This is a genomic window from Streptomyces echinoruber, from assembly GCF_014651135.1.
GTDB lineage: Bacteria > Actinomycetota > Actinomycetes > Streptomycetales > Streptomycetaceae > Streptomyces > Streptomyces echinoruber.
Genome location: NZ_BMWH01000003.1, coordinates 239,615 through 255,389, shown reverse-complemented (window position 1 = coordinate 255,389; position 15,775 = coordinate 239,615). Strand labels below are relative to the sequence as shown.

At 71.6% G+C, this 15,775-nt stretch carries 13 protein-coding genes; all 13 read right to left on the bottom strand.

Annotation, left to right across the window (positions count from 1 at the left end):
• Nucleotides 1-11: 11 nt before the first annotated feature.
• The 13 genes from atpB to thrB all read right to left on the bottom strand — a co-directional run bounded on the left by atpB (nt 12) and on the right by thrB (nt 15,267).
• Nucleotides 12-830: a F0F1 ATP synthase subunit A gene (gene atpB, locus IE225_RS06185; protein WP_506004977.1), complete on the bottom strand. Its 819-nt coding sequence runs from the start codon at nt 828-830 to the stop codon at nt 12-14.
• A 228-nt stretch (nt 831-1,058) separates the two neighbouring features.
• Entirely contained in the window at nt 1,059-1,496 is a 438-nt protein-coding gene (locus IE225_RS06180) for a Cg1360 family ATP-synthase-associated protein (RefSeq protein WP_190056305.1), read from the bottom strand.
• A 291-nt stretch (nt 1,497-1,787) separates the two neighbouring features.
• Complete coding sequence (locus IE225_RS06175; RefSeq protein WP_190056304.1) at nt 1,788-3,131, bottom strand: MraY family glycosyltransferase; 1,344 nt, start codon at nt 3,129-3,131, stop codon at nt 1,788-1,790.
• Between the two features lie 138 nt (nt 3,132-3,269).
• Nucleotides 3,270-4,520 carry a serine hydroxymethyltransferase gene (gene glyA, locus IE225_RS06170; RefSeq protein ID WP_190056303.1) on the bottom strand — a complete coding sequence of 417 codons (1,251 nt, stop codon included), beginning with the start codon at nt 4,518-4,520 and terminating at the stop codon, nt 3,270-3,272.
• A 68-nt stretch (nt 4,521-4,588) separates the two neighbouring features.
• Entirely contained in the window at nt 4,589-5,227 is a 639-nt protein-coding gene (locus tag IE225_RS06165) for an arsenate reductase/protein-tyrosine-phosphatase family protein (protein ID WP_190056302.1), read from the bottom strand.
• Nucleotides 5,224-5,871 carry an L-threonylcarbamoyladenylate synthase gene (locus IE225_RS06160; RefSeq protein WP_190056301.1) on the bottom strand — a complete coding sequence of 216 codons (648 nt, stop codon included), beginning with the start codon at nt 5,869-5,871 and terminating at the stop codon, nt 5,224-5,226. Before IE225_RS06160 ends, IE225_RS06165 begins: the two co-directional genes overlap by 4 nt.
• A gap of 52 nt (nt 5,872-5,923) precedes the next feature.
• Nucleotides 5,924-6,763, bottom strand: a complete 840-nt coding sequence (prmC, locus tag IE225_RS06155) for a peptide chain release factor N(5)-glutamine methyltransferase (RefSeq protein ID WP_190056300.1) — start codon at nt 6,761-6,763, stop codon at nt 5,924-5,926.
• 112 nt (nt 6,764-6,875) lie between these two features.
• Complete coding sequence (prfA, locus tag IE225_RS06150) at nt 6,876-7,952, bottom strand: peptide chain release factor 1 (protein WP_190056299.1); 1,077 nt, start codon at nt 7,950-7,952, stop codon at nt 6,876-6,878.
• Nucleotides 7,953-8,055: 103 nt separating this feature from the next.
• Nucleotides 8,056-8,286 (bottom strand): 50S ribosomal protein L31, encoded by a 231-nt coding sequence (gene rpmE, locus IE225_RS06145; protein WP_190056298.1) that lies wholly within the window; start codon nt 8,284-8,286, stop codon nt 8,056-8,058.
• A 321-nt stretch (nt 8,287-8,607) separates the two neighbouring features.
• Nucleotides 8,608-9,747, bottom strand: coding sequence for an LCP family protein (locus tag IE225_RS06140; protein ID WP_190056297.1), 1,140 nt, complete (start codon nt 9,745-9,747; stop codon nt 8,608-8,610).
• 213 nt (nt 9,748-9,960) lie between these two features.
• A complete protein-coding gene (locus IE225_RS06135) occupies nt 9,961-11,730 on the bottom strand; it encodes a trypsin-like serine protease (RefSeq protein WP_229879278.1) in 1,770 nt (589 codons plus the stop codon).
• Nucleotides 11,731-11,917: 187 nt separating this feature from the next.
• Nucleotides 11,918-13,927, bottom strand: a complete 2,010-nt coding sequence (gene rho / locus IE225_RS06130) for a transcription termination factor Rho (RefSeq protein WP_190056296.1) — start codon at nt 13,925-13,927, stop codon at nt 11,918-11,920.
• A gap of 410 nt (nt 13,928-14,337) precedes the next feature.
• A complete protein-coding gene (gene thrB, locus IE225_RS06125; RefSeq protein WP_190056295.1) occupies nt 14,338-15,267 on the bottom strand; it encodes a homoserine kinase in 930 nt (309 codons plus the stop codon).
• Nucleotides 15,268-15,775: the final 508 nt, after the last annotated feature.

Sequence of the window (15,775 nt, the reverse complement as noted above, 5' to 3'; positions counted from 1 at the left end):
CGGTGGATCGATCAGTGGTGCTCGGCGAGAGCGCCCTGAACGTAGGAGCAGGCCAGGAGAACGAACACGTACGCCTGGATGGCCTGAACGAAGAGCTCGAAGAGGACCATGATCACGGTCATGACGAACGAGACGCCTGCGGCCGGGATCATGTAGCTGTTCAGCAGGTACCAGCTGGCGACGGTGAACATCGCCAGAAGGAGGTGACCGGCGAACATGTTGGCGAAGAGTCGGACCGCGTGGGTGAAGGGGCGGACGATGACGTTCGAGAAGAACTCGATGACCACCACGAGCGGCAGCACCGCGCCGAGCGACTTGTCGTAGCCGGTCAGGTTCTTGAAGCCGCCGACGAAGCCGTGCCGCTTGAACGTCAGCACGACCCAGGTCACGTAGACGACCGCCGCCAGCACCGCCGGGTACGCGATGATCGACGACACCGGGAACTGCGCCAGCGGGATCACGGACCAGATGTTCATGATCCAGATGAAGAAGAACAGCGAGACCATGAGCGGGACGTACTTCTCGCCCTCCCGCTTGCCGATGGTCTCGTAGACGATGCCGCGGCGCACGAAGTCGTAGCCGGCCTCGCCGATCATCTGCAGCTTGCCCGGCACCATCCTGGCCTTGCCGAAGGCCGCCCAGAAGAAGCCGACGACGAGGATCGTGGTGACGAGGGCGAGCAGCATCACCTTGTTGAACTCGAACCCCCCGACCGTGGCGAGCGGCTTGAAGAGGAACGACTGCAGGCCCGGAGCCGGAAAGCCACACCCGTTGTCGGACAGGATCCGACAGCTCCAGTCAAAGGCGAGCTGGGTCTGGTCAGCACTCACCGCGGGCTCCTTCGGCGTGACGCATGGGTACGGCAACCTCGTTGTGTCGGCGCGGCACGCAGCCGCGGATCGGCACTTGGACTGGTGTCTTACGGATGTGGGGGCGGCTGGGGGGCTTCGAGCCTCGCGCTTGAGCAGGCGTCAGCTCAGATGCCCGCGCCCGCGATGCCGCAGTTGGCACCGGACGATAGCAGGAGATCCCGCATCCCTTCGTCCCGCCCCCACTCCTCACGACGGAGACCCTGACTTCTCGGATTTCCCGCTCTTCGTGGAGTCCGGATCGACATAGAAGATCTTGCTCTTCATGTGCGCACGGGCCTGAGCGGCCATCCACACGACCGTCGCGACGATGAGCGAGGCCGCGAACGTCCTGGCGTTGAAGAGGGAGGTGTCCCTGAAGAGGGCGACGAAGATCAGGAGCAGCAGGAGCTGCGCGACATAGAGCATCAGCCCCATGGCCTGGAACAGCTGCGGGAGCGTTTTCGCCGTCCACTGCAGGACGTACAGGCCGATCCCCATGAAGAGGATGGCGAGCAGCGTGCCGACAGCGGCTCCAAGTGCTCCCTTGCCGCCGGCGACCGCACCGCTGACGGCAACGGCGACCACGCCGGCAGCCGCCGTGGGGACGGCGATCGGCATCAGGTTCCGTGCCTCACTGGAGGGCATGGCGGCAACTCCGCTCACTCGAGGGGGCAGCAGGGGGGTCGTCATGGACGAGCGTAGTCCCGGTTCGAGAAGGAACCTGACGGGCGGCCGGACCGCCGCTGCGGCTCCATCCGGGTTCTCGTGAACGGTATCACAAACGATTTGATGCAGTCTTTACCTGACCGGTGTGCTTGCTGTCACACATGAGTGTGAAGCCGCCCGTCTGTGCAAAAACTGGGGTGACTTGTCTGGTATGAGGGTGTTCGCACCCCCACGATTTGGCAACGCTTTAGTCAGATTCTTACCTTGGCGTCAGCGCGACGTTCCCGCCTTGCGCCGTTCCGGGCGGTGCCGGTGACTGCCCAGCGCGGTCGCTCCGTTGACTCCCGCCACACCGGTCATCACCGCCACCGGCGGCTCCTGCTCCCGGTCGGAGGGCGAACCGGCCTCTCCCACCGGGGAGTTGGCGGACCCGGCGGTGGCCGCCCGCCTGCGGCGGTAGCGCGGCGGCACGAAGTGCTCGGCCCACCGCGGGGCGCGCGGGGTGAAGCGCGGCAGCAGGAGCAGCACCAGGCCGACGGCGCTGAGCAGCGCGACGCCCAGCACGATCCACATCGACGCGGAGTTGACCGAGTAGGCCAGCGCGCCGAACGCGATCAGCGCCGACCAGAAGTACATGATCAGCACGGCCCGGCTGTGCGAGTGCCCGATCTCCAGCAGCCGGTGGTGCAGGTGCCCGCGGTCCGCGGCGAACGGCGACTGGCCGCGCCAGGTGCGGCGCACCACGGCGAGCACCAGGTCGGCGGTGGGCACCGCGAGGATCGTCAGCGGCAGCAGCAGCGGGATGTAGACCGGCACCGTCTGGTGCACGGCCGCCTTCTCGGACCCGGTGAACAGCTTCAGCGCGTCCGGGTCGACCTGCCCGGTGATGGAGATCGCGCCCGCGGCCAGCACCAGGCCGATGAGCATGGAGCCGGAGTCGCCCATGAAGATCCGCGCGGGGTGCATGTTGTGCGGCAGGAAGCCCAGGCACATGCCCATGAGGATGGCCGCGAAGAGGGTGGCGGGGGCGGCGGACTCGATGCCGTACGAGTACCAGATGCGGTAGGCGTACAGGAAGAACGCCATCGACGCGATGCACACCATGCCGGCCGCGAGGCCGTCCAGGCCGTCGACGAAGTTGACCGCGTTGATGGTGATGACGACGAGCGCGACGGTGAGCAGGGTGCCCTGCCACTGGGTCAGCGCGACGTTGCCGACGCCCGGGATGGGCAGCCACAGGATGGTCAGCCCCTGCACGACCATGATGGCGGCGGCGATGAACTGGCCGCCCAGCTTGATCAGGGCGTCGATCTCGAACTTGTCGTCCAGGACGCCGATCAGCCAGATCAGCGCGGCGCCCGAGAGCAGCGCCCGCGGCTCGTTCGACTTGGCGAAGACCTCGTTGAGGTTGGTGAGGTGGTCGGCGACCAGCAGTCCCGCGCACAGCCCGAAGAACATCGCGATGCCGCCGAGCCGCGGCGTGGGTTCCCGGTGCACGTCCCGCGCCCGGATCTCCGGCATCGCGCCGGCCACGATGGCGAACTTCCGCACCGGCCCTGTCAGCAGGTACGTCACCGCGGCCGTGATGCAGAGCGTCAGGAGGTATTCACGCACGGGCTTCCCCACAGGTCTCGCTGGCCATCTCAGCCCCACACCCTAGCGATCGCCGCATACAGGTGAGGACTTCCGGGTAGCCACGATGGTTCCACGGGTGGCTGTGTACGGGTGCGTACCGGGTGCGCCTACCCCGGTTCACCCCGGATACGGCGGAAACGCTCCGGCCAGTTCCCGCACCTCCTCCCGCGCGCGTGCCCCGGCCTCCTTCCCGGCCGGCGCCCCGCGCAGGACCACCGCCATGAGCGCCGCGATCCGTGCCATCTCCGCCTCGCCCATGCCCTGCGTGGTCACCGCGGCCGTGCCCAGGCGCAGGCCGCGGGCGTCGCCGTAGGGCAGCGCGCAGCAGTCCAGGACCATCCCGGCGGCGGCCAGCCGGTCCCGGGCGGTGCGCCCGTCCACGCCGAGCGGCGCGGGGTCGGCGACGATCAGGTGGGTGTCGGTGCCGCCGCTGACGACGGTCAGGCCCTCGGCCGCCAGCCCCGCCGCGAGCACCCGCGCGTTGGCGACCACCCGGCGGGCGTACCCGGCGAACTCCGCGGTCGCCGCCTCCCCGAACGCGACCGCCTTGGCGGCGACGGTGTGCATCTGCGCGCCGCCCTGCGTGAACGGGAACACCGCCCGGTCCACCCGCTCGGCGAGCTCCGCCCCGCACAGGATCATCCCGCCGCGCGGCCCGCGCAGCACCTTGTGGGTGGTGGCGCACACCACGTCGGCGTACGGCACCGGGCTCGGCGCCGCTCCCCCGGCGACCAGCCCGATCGGGTGCGCGGCGTCCGCGACGAGGTAGGCGCCCACCTCGTCGGCGACCTCGCGGAAGAAGGCGTAGTCGAGGTGGCGGGGGTGGGCGATCGACCCGCACACGATCGCCTTGGGCCGGTGCGCCCTGGCCAGGCTGTGCACCTGGTCCCGGTCGACGAGCCCGGTCTCGGCGTCGACGCCGTAGGCCACGAAGTCGAACCAGCGGCCCGAGAAGTTCGCCGGCGAGCCGTGCGTCAGGTGCCCGCCGTGGGGCAGCCCGAGCGCCAGCACGGTGTCCCCGGGCCGCAGCAGCGCCGCGTACGCCGCGAGCACCGCCGAGGAGCCCGAGTGCGGCTGCACATTGGCGTGCTGCGCGCCGAACAGCGTCTTCGCCCGCTCCACGGCCAGCCGCTCGACCGCGTCCACGATCTCGCAGCCGCCGTGGTGGCGCGCCCCCGGATACCCTTCCGCGTACTTGTTGGCGAGCGGCGACCCGAGCGCCGCCAGCACCGCCGGCGACGTGAAGTTCTCCGCCGCGATCAGCTGCAGCGTCGAGCTCTGCCGGTCCAGCTCCCCCAGCAGGAGGTCGGCGACTTCGGGGTCCTGCCGCCGCAGCACGTCGGCGTCGAGGGTGGGCGTGACCGGCATGGTGGGCTCCGGGCGTCGGCGGTGACGTACGTCCACTGTAGGCCCGGGCCGCGCGGGGTGCGCGGTCGCTACGTCCGGGCGGGTACGCCGGTCAGCGCCGTCACCACCGGATCCAGCGCCTGGTGTATCTCGTCCCCGATCGACCGGAAGAACGTCAGCGGCGCCCCGTACGGGTCGTACACCTCGTCCGCCTCGGGGCTGGGCGCCAGCAGCCAGCCGCGCAACGCGGCCGCGGCCCGCACCAGGGCGCGGGCCCGCTCGACGACGCCGTCCTCCAGCGGGGGCAGCGTGGCCGGGTCGATGGCCTTCACCAGGCGGGTGAACTCCTTCAGGGTGAAGGTGCGCAGGCCCGCCGAGTGGCCCATCGAGATGACCTGGGCGCGGTGGTCGCGGGTGGCGGTGAGCACCAGGTCGGCCCGGATGACGTGCTCGTCGAGCAGCTCGCGGCCGACGAAGCCGGAGGCGTCCGCGCCGAAGTCGGCGAGGACGGCCTCCGCGTTGGCCTCCATCGGCGCGCCCTCGTGCCCCCAGGTGCCGGCGCTCTCCACGATCAGTCCGCCGCCGCTGGGGTCGCCGAGCCGGTCCGCCAGGAAGTGCCGGGTCAGCCGCTCGGTGATGGGCGAGCGGCACACGTTGCCGGTGCTGACGTGGAGGATGCGGAAGGTGTCCCGCTCGCCTATGCCACGCCCCGCTTCGGGGGCCGTCAATTGGCCACCTCGAGGTCGGGTACGACCTTGCGCAGCTCCTCGGGCGACAGCGCGCCCCGGCGCAGCAGCCGCGGCACCTCGCCGGTGACGTCGACGATGGAGGACGGCACGTTGCCGGGCGTGGGGCCGCCGTCGAGGTAGACGGAGACGGAGTCGCCCAGCATGTCCTGCGCGGCGTCGCAGGTCTCCGGCGCCGGGTGGCCGGTGAGGTTGGCGGAGGACACCGCCATGGGGCCGACCTCGGTGAGCAGCTCGATGGCGACGGGGTGCAGCGGCATGCGCACGGCGACCGTGCCGCGGGTGTCGCCGAGGTCCCACTGCAGGGACGGCTGGTGGCGGGCGACGAGGGTGAGCGCGCCCGGCCAGAAGGCGTCGACGAGCTCCCAGGCGGTCTCGGAGAAGTCGGTGACGAGGCCGTGCAGCGTGTTCGGGGAGCCGATCAGCACAGGGGTGGGCATGTTGCGGCCCCGGCCCTTGGCCTGCAGCAGGTCGGCGACCGCCTCCTTGCTGAACGCGTCGGCGCCGATGCCGTAGACCGTGTCGGTCGGCAGCACCACGAGCTCACCACGGCGGACGGCGGACGCGGCCTCGCGCAGACCCGTCGCGCGGTCGGTCGCGTCGTTGGTGTCGTATCGCCGTGCCATGTCTAGCGGGCCTCCTCGTACACGTACTGCGGGGGTGAAGTCCGGGGCGTGCTCACGGCAGCGCCTTGCGGGCCGTGGCGAACCGCGGCCGGTTGTTGAGGTCGGGGTGGTCGGCCGCGTCGGCCCAGCCCCGCTCCTCGGCGAAGATCCACGGCACCTGGCCGCCCTGCGTGTCGGCGTGCTCGACGACGACGATGCCGCCGGGGCGCAGCAGCCGGTGCGCGGTGCGTTCCAGGCCGCGGATGAGGTCGAGGCCGTCCTCGCCGGAGAACAGGGCCATCTCCGGGTCGTGGTCGCGTGCCTCGGGGGCGACGTGCTCCCACTCGGTGAGCGGGATGTACGGCGGGTTGGAGATGACCAGGTCGACCTGGCCGTCCAGGTCGGGGAAGGCGGTGCGGGCGTCGCCGTGCCGCAGTTCGACCCGGGAGCCCTCCATGTTCTTGCGGGCCCACACCAGGGCCTCCTCGGACAGCTCCACGGCGTACACCCGCGAGCGCGGCACCTCCTGCGCCATGGCGAGCGCGATGGCGCCCGAGCCGGTGCACAGGTCGACGATGCACGGTTCGACGACGTCCATGGCGCGCACGGCGTCTATGGCCCAGCCGACCACCGACTCGGTCTCCGGCCGGGGCACGAACACCCCCGGACCGACCTGGAGTTCCAGGTAGCGGAAGTAGGCGCGGCCGGTGATGTGCTGCAGCGGCTCGCGGGCCTCGCGGCGGGCGACCACCTCCCAGTACCGGGCGTCGAAGTCGGCGTCCTTGACGGTGTGCAGCTCCCCCCGCCTCACGCCGTGCACGAACGCGGCGAGCTCCTCCGCGTCGTGGCGCGGCGAGGGCACGCCGGCGTCGGCCAGCCGCCGGGTGGCCTGGGCCACCTCCGTGAGCAGCAAGCTGCGGGGGCTTGGGGGTCGCCCCCCGAAGTTCTGCTGCACGCTGGTCCTCCGAGGGCTGCGCTGCTGGGACGTGGGACGTGGGCGGGACGCCCTGCGTGAGCCGATTGTGCTAGGCGGCCTGGCTCGCCGCGAGCTTGGCGGCCGAGTCCGCGTCGACGCAGGCCTGGATCACCGCGTCGAGGTCGCCGTCCAGGACCTGGTCCAGGTTGTAGGCCTTGAAGCCGACGCGGTGGTCCGAGATCCGGTTCTCCGGGAAGTTGTAGGTGCGGATCTTCTCGGAGCGGTCGACGGTGCGGACCTGGCTGCGGCGGGCGTCGGCGGCGTTCTTCTCCGCCTCCTCCTGCGCCATGGCGAGCAGCCTGGAACGCAGGATACGCATCGCCTGCTCCTTGTTCTGCAGCTGGCTCTTCTCGTTCTGGCAGGAGGCGACCACGCCGGTCGGCAGGTGCGTGATGCGCACCGCGGAGTCGGTGGTGTTGACGGACTGGCCGCCCGGGCCGGAGGAGCGGTAGACGTCGATGCGCAGATCGCCCGGGTTGATCTCGACGTCGATCTCCTCGGCCTCCGGGGTGACCAGCACACCGGCCGCGGAGGTGTGGATGCGGCCCTGGGACTCGGTGGCGGGCACGCGCTGCACGCGGTGCACGCCGCCCTCGTACTTCAGGCGCGCCCACACGCCCTGGCCGGGCTCGACCTGGCCGCGGGACTTGATGGCGACCTGGACGTCCTTGTAGCCGCCCAGCTCCGACTCGGTGGCGTCGATGATCTCGGTCTTCCAGCCGACGCGCTCGGCGTAGCGCAGGTACATGCGCAGCAGGTCGCCCGCGAAGAGCGCCGACTCGTCGCCGCCCGCGCCGGCCTTGATCTCCAGGATGACGTCCTTGTCGTCGCTGGGGTCGCGCGGGATCAGCAGCAGCCGCAGCTTCTCGGTGAGTTCCTCGCGCCGCTGCTCCAGCTCCTTGACCTCGGCGGCGAAGTCCGGGTCGTCGGCGGCGAGTTCACGCGCGGTCTCGATGTCTTCGCCGGTCTGCTTCCAGGAGCGGTAGGCGGCGACGATCGGGCTGAGCTCGGCGTAGCGCTTGTTGAGCCTGCGCGCGTGCGCCTGGTCGTTGTGGACCGACGGGTCGGCGAGCTTCTTCTCCAGCTCGGCGTGCTCGCCGACGAGTTCCTCGACGGCCTCGAACATCTTGGGCTCCTGACGGGCGAAGGCGGGAAGTGGGCGGGCGACCAAAAACGCCGGTCCAGGGGCGCCCCGTGGGGGCGCCGCCGTGGACCGGCGCGGTGGCTCGCTACTTCTTCTTGGAGCCGGCGGCAGCAGCCTTGCCGAAGCGGGCCTCGAAGCGGGCCACACGGCCACCGGTGTCGAGGATCTTCTGCTTGCCCGTGTAGAACGGGTGGCACGCCGAGCAGACGTCGGCGCGGATCACGCCGTCCTTGACGGTGCTCCGGGTGGTGAACGAGTTGCCGCAGGTGCAGCTGACCTGCGTCTCGACGTACTCGGGGTGGATGTCGCGCTTCAAGGGATCTCCTAGGGTGCGGGAGGGCGCCGGGTCGCAGCCGCGGGATGCGGAAGCGTGAACCGGAGCCGACGGTCCAGTCTGCCAGGACTGGCTCCATACCCCAAAACCGGGGGCCGGGGCCGGGTATTCCCGGGCCGTCCGGGCCCCCGCGTCCGCGGGGTGCGGCCACGCAGCGGCACGGTGCGGCCACGCAACGGCACGACATCGCCGCGCACCGGTACGACACGGCCATCGGTACGACACGGCCATCGGTTACGACTCGGCCGCGCACCGGCACGGCCCCGCGCCGTCAGGGGGCGGCGAGGTCAGGGCGCGGCGAGGTCAGGAGGCGGCGCCGACCACGCCCTTGGCCTCGCCGGTGGCCGTGCCCCTGGTGGCGCTCGCGGGGATCGGCCGGTCGTCCCTGAGGGCGTCCCAGACCTGCCGGGCCTTGGCCTGGTCGACGACGACGCGGTTGGCGTCCGCCCTGTCGTACTGCACCGGCATCGTGACCATGGTCAGGTGCGAGCTGCTGATGCCCTTCAGGCCGCCTGCGAAGGACATCAGGGAGTTGACCGAGCCGAGGTCGGAGTCGGTGGTGACGGTCTTGGTCGCGGTGTCGGCGAGGTCGTACAGCTCCTTGGGGTCGGTCAGCACGCCCAGGTGCTTGACCTGGTCGACGAGGGCCTTGACGAAGGACTGCTGGAGCTGGATGCGGCCGAGGTCGGAGCCGTCGCCGACGCCGTGCCGGGTGCGGACCAGGGCGAGCGCCCGGGTGCCGTCGAGCCGGTGGGTGCCGGCGCTGAGCCGCAGGTGGCTCTCGCGGTCGTCGATGTCCTGGGTGGTGGTGACGGTGACGCCGCCGAGCTCGTCGACGAGCTCCTTGAAACCGGCGAAGTCGACCTCGAGGTAGTGGTCCATGCGCAGGCCGGTGAGGGACTCGACGGTCTTCACGGCGCAGGCGGCGCCGCCGGTGGAGTACGCCGAGTTGAACATCACGTTCCGGGCGGCGGGGTGGTCCTCGCCCCGGGGGTCGGTGCACTCGGGCCGGTCGACGAGGGTGTCGCGCGGGATGGAGACCACGTCGGCCCTCCGGTGGCCCCGGTAGATGTGGACGATCATCGCGGTGTCGGAGCGTGCGGTGCCGTCGTCGGTGCCGCCGCCGAGCCTGCGGTTGCCGCCGGAGCGGGTGTCGGAGCCGAGGACCAGGATGTTCTCGGAGCCGTTGCCGGCCCTCTTGGGCCGGTCGGTGCCGAGCGCCTGGTTGATGTCGACGCTCCGGATGTTGCCGTTGAGCTTGAGGTACAGGTACCCGGCCCCGGTGCCGCCGAGCACCACGATGCCCGTGGCGGTCCAGGCGAGCGCCAGCAGCGCCGTGCGGCGCGCGCCGCGCGGCCCGCGGCGCCGGCCCCCGGCACGGCGGGGTCCCGTGGTGCCGGGCGGTCCCGTCGTCCCGGGCTCCGGCGTGCTCTCGGCAGACATCTGCTCCTCGGCTCTCGTCCGGTCGGCCGCCCCCGGCGCTCAGGTTCGGGATCCGTCTGTTTCGACCGGTATCCCACCATCGTCGCCCGCATGGCCGGACGGGAAAACTCGGGAAAGGGGTGCGTGACGCAGCGTGCCCGCCGCCCGGGGCGGCGGGCACGCTGCGTCACCGGTGTCTCGGGGCTGCCCGCTCACCTGCGGGTTCCCCCGGACTCAGCCGAAGATGTCGTACTGCTTGAAATCGGTGCCGACGGAGATCCGGGTGGCGAAGATCTCGCTGGAGGCCTTGCCGGTGCCCGGGTACAGGTAGAGCGTGCCGCCGGGCGTGCGGGCCAGGAAGTCGGCCTTTCCGTCGCCGGTGACGTCGCCGACGGCGTCGAAGGCGTTGTAGCCGCTCCAGCTGCGCACCTTGATCCGGGTGGCGAAGGCGCCCGAGCCGGCCTTGCCGGTGCCCTTGTAGAGGTAGAGGGTGCCGTCGGTCTTGCGGGCGATCAGGTCGGTACGGCCGTCGCCGCTGAAGTCGCCGTGGCCACGCAGCGAGTTGTACTGGTTCCAGCCGGAGGAGACCTTCACGCGGGGGGCGAAGGTGCCGTTGCCCTTGCCGGGGTAGATCCACAGCACGCCGGCGGAGTCGACGGACAGCAGGTCGGGCAGGTAGTCGCCGGTGACGTCACCGGGGGCGACGATGCGGGTGCGGGTCTTCCAGTTGTCGGCGATCTGCCGGGTGGCCCAGCTGCCGCTCGCCGGCACGTAGTGCGTCCAGTGGACGTCGCCGGAGGAGCTGACGCGGTAGATCAGGTCCTGGTAGCCGTCGCGGTCCAGGTCGGTCTGCAGGACCAGGTTCACGCCGTCCCAGTCGCCCCAGGACTGGCGGGCGCCGAAGGAGGTGCCCCGGGAGTCCTTCTCGTAGCCGGTCCTGGTGGAGGCGTTGCGCACCCACAGGTCGGCCTTGTGGTCGCCGCTGAGGTTGGTGTCGTCGATGCGCGGGTAGGCGGCGCCGACGTAGCTGGTGACCTTGGTGAAGACGCTGTAGGCGCCCTTGCGGACGCAGTCCGCCACGCCCCAGGAGACGACGCCGACGATGCGGTTGTTCACCACCAGCGGGCCGCCGGAGTCGCCGTTGCAGGCGGCGGTGGTGCCGGTGTCGCTGCCGGTGGCGGGCTTGCCGGCGCAGACCATGTGGCCCTTGATGAAGTCGGCCCCGTAGTAGCCCGCGCAGGTGGTGTCGGACTGGAGGGGCAGGGTGGCCGTCTTCAGCGTCTGGGAGATGTCCTGGCTGGTGGAGCTGGTGCGGCCCCAGCCGTACAGCTTGGCGCTGGTCCCGGCGGCGTAGGAGGCGGTGTCGCCGGCCGTCGTCATGCGGATCGGCGTGGCCTTGACGGGGACCGGCAGGGTGAGCACGGCGATGTCGTTGTCGACCGTCGACGCGCTGTACGACGGGTGGTTCCACTGCCTCCACACGCCGGTGACGGTGCCGCCGTGCAGGTCGGCGCCGCCCGCGCCGTCGTCGGTGGGCAGCTGGGCGGTGCCGGTGACGATGGCGCCGTTGGCGTGCCAGTCGTAGCCCTTGACGCAGTGCGCGGCGGTGAGGATCTTCGTCGGCGCAACGACGGCGCCGCCGCAGAAGAAGCCGATGTCGTCGCTCTCGGTGCTGGTGCCGCGCTTGTCGTGGTACCACAGCTGCGCCATCCACGGCGCGGAGGTGATCGTCGTCTCGCTGCCGCCGATGATCTTCGGGTCGACGGTGGCGGTGTTCGTGCCCGTGCTCGCGCTCAGCGACGACTTCGCCGTCTGCCCGGCGGTGTCGTCACCGGCCAGGGCGCCGGCCACGCGCTGCTTGAGCTCGGTGAGCGACGGGGAGCTCACCGCGGGCTTCACGGTGGGCTTCGGCAGCGCGGTGGCCGCGTCGGCGGACGACGTCAGCAGCGCGGCGGTGACGGCCGCGGCGGCGCCCGCGGCGGCGACGGGCAGGGCGAGACGCATCCGGCGTCTGTGCCGGCCGCGTCCGGACATGGGTGTACCCACGCAAGTCCCCCCTCGGGATGAGATGTTCGGGCCCGGATACGGAAGAGCGGCCCGAAGGAGCGTGATCGTACACCTGTCCTACGACGCGCGAAGGGCCGCCCCTTCCGTGACCGAAAGGGGGCGGCCCTTGCCGCGGGGGACGGCGTCAGTCGCCGTTGCCGGGCGCCGGCGTCGTCTTCTGGATCTGCATCAGGAACTCGACGTTCGACTTGGTCTGCTTCATCTTGTCCAGCAGCAGCTCGATCGCCTGCTGCTGGTCCAGGGCGTGCAGCACCCGGCGCAGCTTCCAGACGATGTTGAGCTCCTCGGCGCCGAGCAGGATCTCCTCCTTGCGCGTGCCCGAGGCGTCGACGTCGACGGCCGGGAAGATGCGCTTGTCGGCGAGCTTCCGGTCGAGCTTGAGCTCCATGTTGCCGGTGCCCTTGAACTCCTCGAAGATCACCTCGTCCATGCGGGACCCGGTGTCCACCAGGGCGGTGGCGAGGATGGTCAGCGAGCCGCCGTCCTCGATGTTGCGGGCGGCACCGAAGAACCGCTTCGGCGGGTAGAGGGCCGTGGAGTCGACACCACCGGACAGGATGCGGCCGGAGGCCGGGGCGGCGAGGTTGTAGGCGCGGCCCAGACGCGTGATCGAGTCGAGCAGGACGACGACGTCGTGGCCCAGCTCCACCAGGCGCTTGGCGCGCTCGATGGCGAGCTCGGCGACCGTGGTGTGGTCCTCGGCCGGGCGGTCGAAGGTCGAGGAGATGACCTCGCCCTTGACCGACCGCTGCATGTCGGTGACCTCTTCCGGCCGCTCGTCGACGAGGACGACCATCAGGTGGCACTCGGGGTTGTTGCGGGTGATCGCGTTGGCGATCGCCTGCATGATCATGGTCTTGCCGGTCTTCGGCGGGGCCACGATCAGGCCGCGCTGGCCCTTGCCGATGGGCGAGACCAGGTCGATGATCCGGGTGGTCAGCACGCCCGGGTCGGTCTCCAGGCGGAGCCGGTCCTGCGGGTACAGCGGGGTCAGCTTGTTGAACTCCGGGCGGTTGCGGCCGTGTTCGGGCGCCATGCCGTTGACGGAGTCGAGGCGGACCAGCGCGTTGAACTTCTCGCGCCGCTCGCCCTCCTTCGGCTGGCGCACGGCGCCGGTGATGTGGTCGCCCTTGCGCAGGCCGTTCTTGCGGACCTGGGCGAGGGAGACGTACACGTCGTTCGGGCCGGGCAGGTAGCCGGAGGTGCGGATGAAGGCGTAGTTGTCGAGGATGTCGAGGATGCCCGCGACCGGGATCAGGACGTCGTCCTCGGCGATCTGCGGCTCGCCGGCCTCGTCGCGGCCCCGGCGGCCCCGGCGGTCGCGGTAGCGGCCGCGCCGGCCCCGGCGTCCGCCCTCGAAGTCGTCGTCGCCCTGGTTCTGGCGGTTCTGCTGCTGGCCGCCGCCGGCCTGGCCCTGGTTGCTCTGGCCCTGGCCCTGCTGCTGGTCGTCGCCCTTGTTGCGGCGGTTGCGGTCGCGGCGGTCCCGGCGGCGGCCCTCGCCGCCCTCGTCGGCCTTGCCGTCACCCTGGCCCTGCGGGGCCTGCTGCGGCTGCGCCGGCGTCTCGGCCCGGGGCTCGCCCTTGGCCTCGGCGGCGACCGTCTCGGGGCTGCCGGCCTCGGCGGTGGCCCGGCGCCGGCGGCGCTCGGCGGACGCCTCCTCGGCGGCGCCGCCCTGCTCCGGCTGGGTGGCGGGCTTGGGGGAAGGCTGGCCGGGGATCTCGATCTGCTGCTGGGTCGCGACGGCCTGCTCGGCGGGCTGGTCCGCCTTCTTCTCGGCGGCGGCCTCGTCGCCCGTACGGGTTCGGGAGGTGGCCCGGCGCCGGGGCTTGGTCTCGGTGGCGGTCTCGGCCTTGGCCGGGGCGCCGCCTCCCCCGTCGCCGGACACGGCCTGGGAGGCCCCGCCGGCCTGCGCCTCCTTGATGACCTCGATCAGCTGGCTCTTGCGCATGCGCGCGGTGCCCCTGATGCCGAGGCCCGATGCGACCTGCTGCAGCTCGGCCAGCACCATGCCCTCGAGGCCGGTACCGCGGCGCCGCCGGGACCCGGCACCGGTGGCAGGCGCGGAGGCGTCCGTGGCGGGCGCGGCAGCGGTCTCCTCGACACGTGCGCCCATCAGATCGGTGGTGTCGCTCACGAAGGGTCCTTCCCTGGAGCGGACGTCGGCCTGTCTGGCTCGGCGACCGGTTGTGCTGTCCGGCTTCGGTCCTTGCTGTGTGGACCGTGCCGGGGCGGTGGTCCGCCAAAGCGGCGGAAGAGATATCTGGTGATGGCGCTTCCTTGAGCCGTGACACGTGTCTCTGTGTCACGCGGCGTGGTCGCACCGATTCCGGAGCGTGCCCGGCGGCCTGCTCAGCGCCCGCGTACGGCGTACTGCCCACGTACGACGTACGGAACACGGTGCGGCTTGGGGAGCTCCCGGAAGAATGTCTGTCCCGGACGGGGACACGAGGCACCTCGCCATGGTGGGGTCGGGTGCAGACTTGAGGTTAACACTACCGGATCCAACAAACATTCCCCCTCTCCACATCCGGTGGTCGCACGTTTTCACTCACCACCGGGGGTCGCGAGCGGCAGCACGCTCGCACCGTCCGGGTCGAGACGGAGCCGGTTGGCGGCCCAGTCCTCCCCGGCCAGCCGTTCCACCTTGTCGGCGGTGTCCGCGTCGGCCAGCGCCATCACGGTCGGCCCGGCACCGGAGATCACCGCGGGGATGCCGTCGGCGCGCAGCCGCTCCACCAGCGCGGCGCTCTCCGGCATGGCGGGGGCGCGGTACTCCTGGTGGAGGCGGTCCTCGGTGGCCGGCAACAGCAGCTCCGGGCGCCTGGTCAGGGCCTCGACGAGCAGGGCGGCACGGCCCGCGTTCACGGCGGCGTCGAGATGCGGCACGGTGCGCGGCAGCAGGCCGCGCGCGGTTTCGGTCAGGACGGGCTTTCCGGGCACGAAAACCACCGGAACGATGGAATCCGAGGGCTCCATCCTGATGGCCCGGGCGGCGCCGTTCTCCATCCAGGAGAGGGTGAACCCGCCCAGCAGGCACGCCGCCACGTTGTCCGGGTGGCCCTCGATCTCGGTGGCGAGCTCCAGCAGGGCCGTGTCGTCGAGTCGCGACTCGCCGCCTATGGTCACGGCGCGGGCGGCGACGATGCCGGCGCAGATCGCGGCGGAGGAGGAGCCGAGGCCGCGGCCGTGCGGGATCCGGTTGGCGCAGACGATCTCCAGGCCGCGCGGCTGCCCGCCGAGGGCGTCGAAGGCGGTGCGCAGGGAGCGTACGAGCAGGTGGCTCTCGTCGCGGGGCAGGGTCTCGCTGCCCTCGCCGGCGATGTCGATGTGCAGCCCGGAGTCGGCCACCCGGACGACCACGTCGTCGTAGAGCCCCAGCGCCAGGCCCAGGGCGTCGAAGCCCGGGCCGAGGTTGGCGCTGGTGGCGGGGACGCGCACCCGGACGGCGGCGGCGCGGAAGGCTGGACCGGCCATCGCTCGATGACTCTCCTTGAGCTGCGTGGTGTCGAACGTGGTGTCGCACGACATTCGACGACGTACCGAGACCCTTGGGCCGCTGCGGGCCGGTCGGCCGGGCGGCCGAACGGTGCCGGCCGCTGCCGGGCCGCGGAGACGGCGCGGCACCGCGGCATATGCGGCGGGCGGGTTCAGTACAGCCTATCGAAGGAAGGTTCAGTGGCGACATAGGGCGCACGGGAGGCGCACGATGCGTGTCGTGAGCCCTCTGTGCCCCTTCCATAGGGGTTCCCTGCTGGAGAACGCCGTAGACCTGGCGGTGGTTCCCTCCGGGTGAGGCGGGTGGACTCCCCCGGGCCGGGCGGGCGGGATACCTGCCCGGAGCGAGGGGGGTGCCCACCCGGGTGGGCGGGTTCCCGGACCGGGGAGCGGGCGGGCTCCCGGCCCCGGCGGCGGGCCGCCGGCCCGGACGGACCGGCCCGGACGGACGATCCGGTCTCCTGGGCCAGGCCCGGTCTCCCGGGCC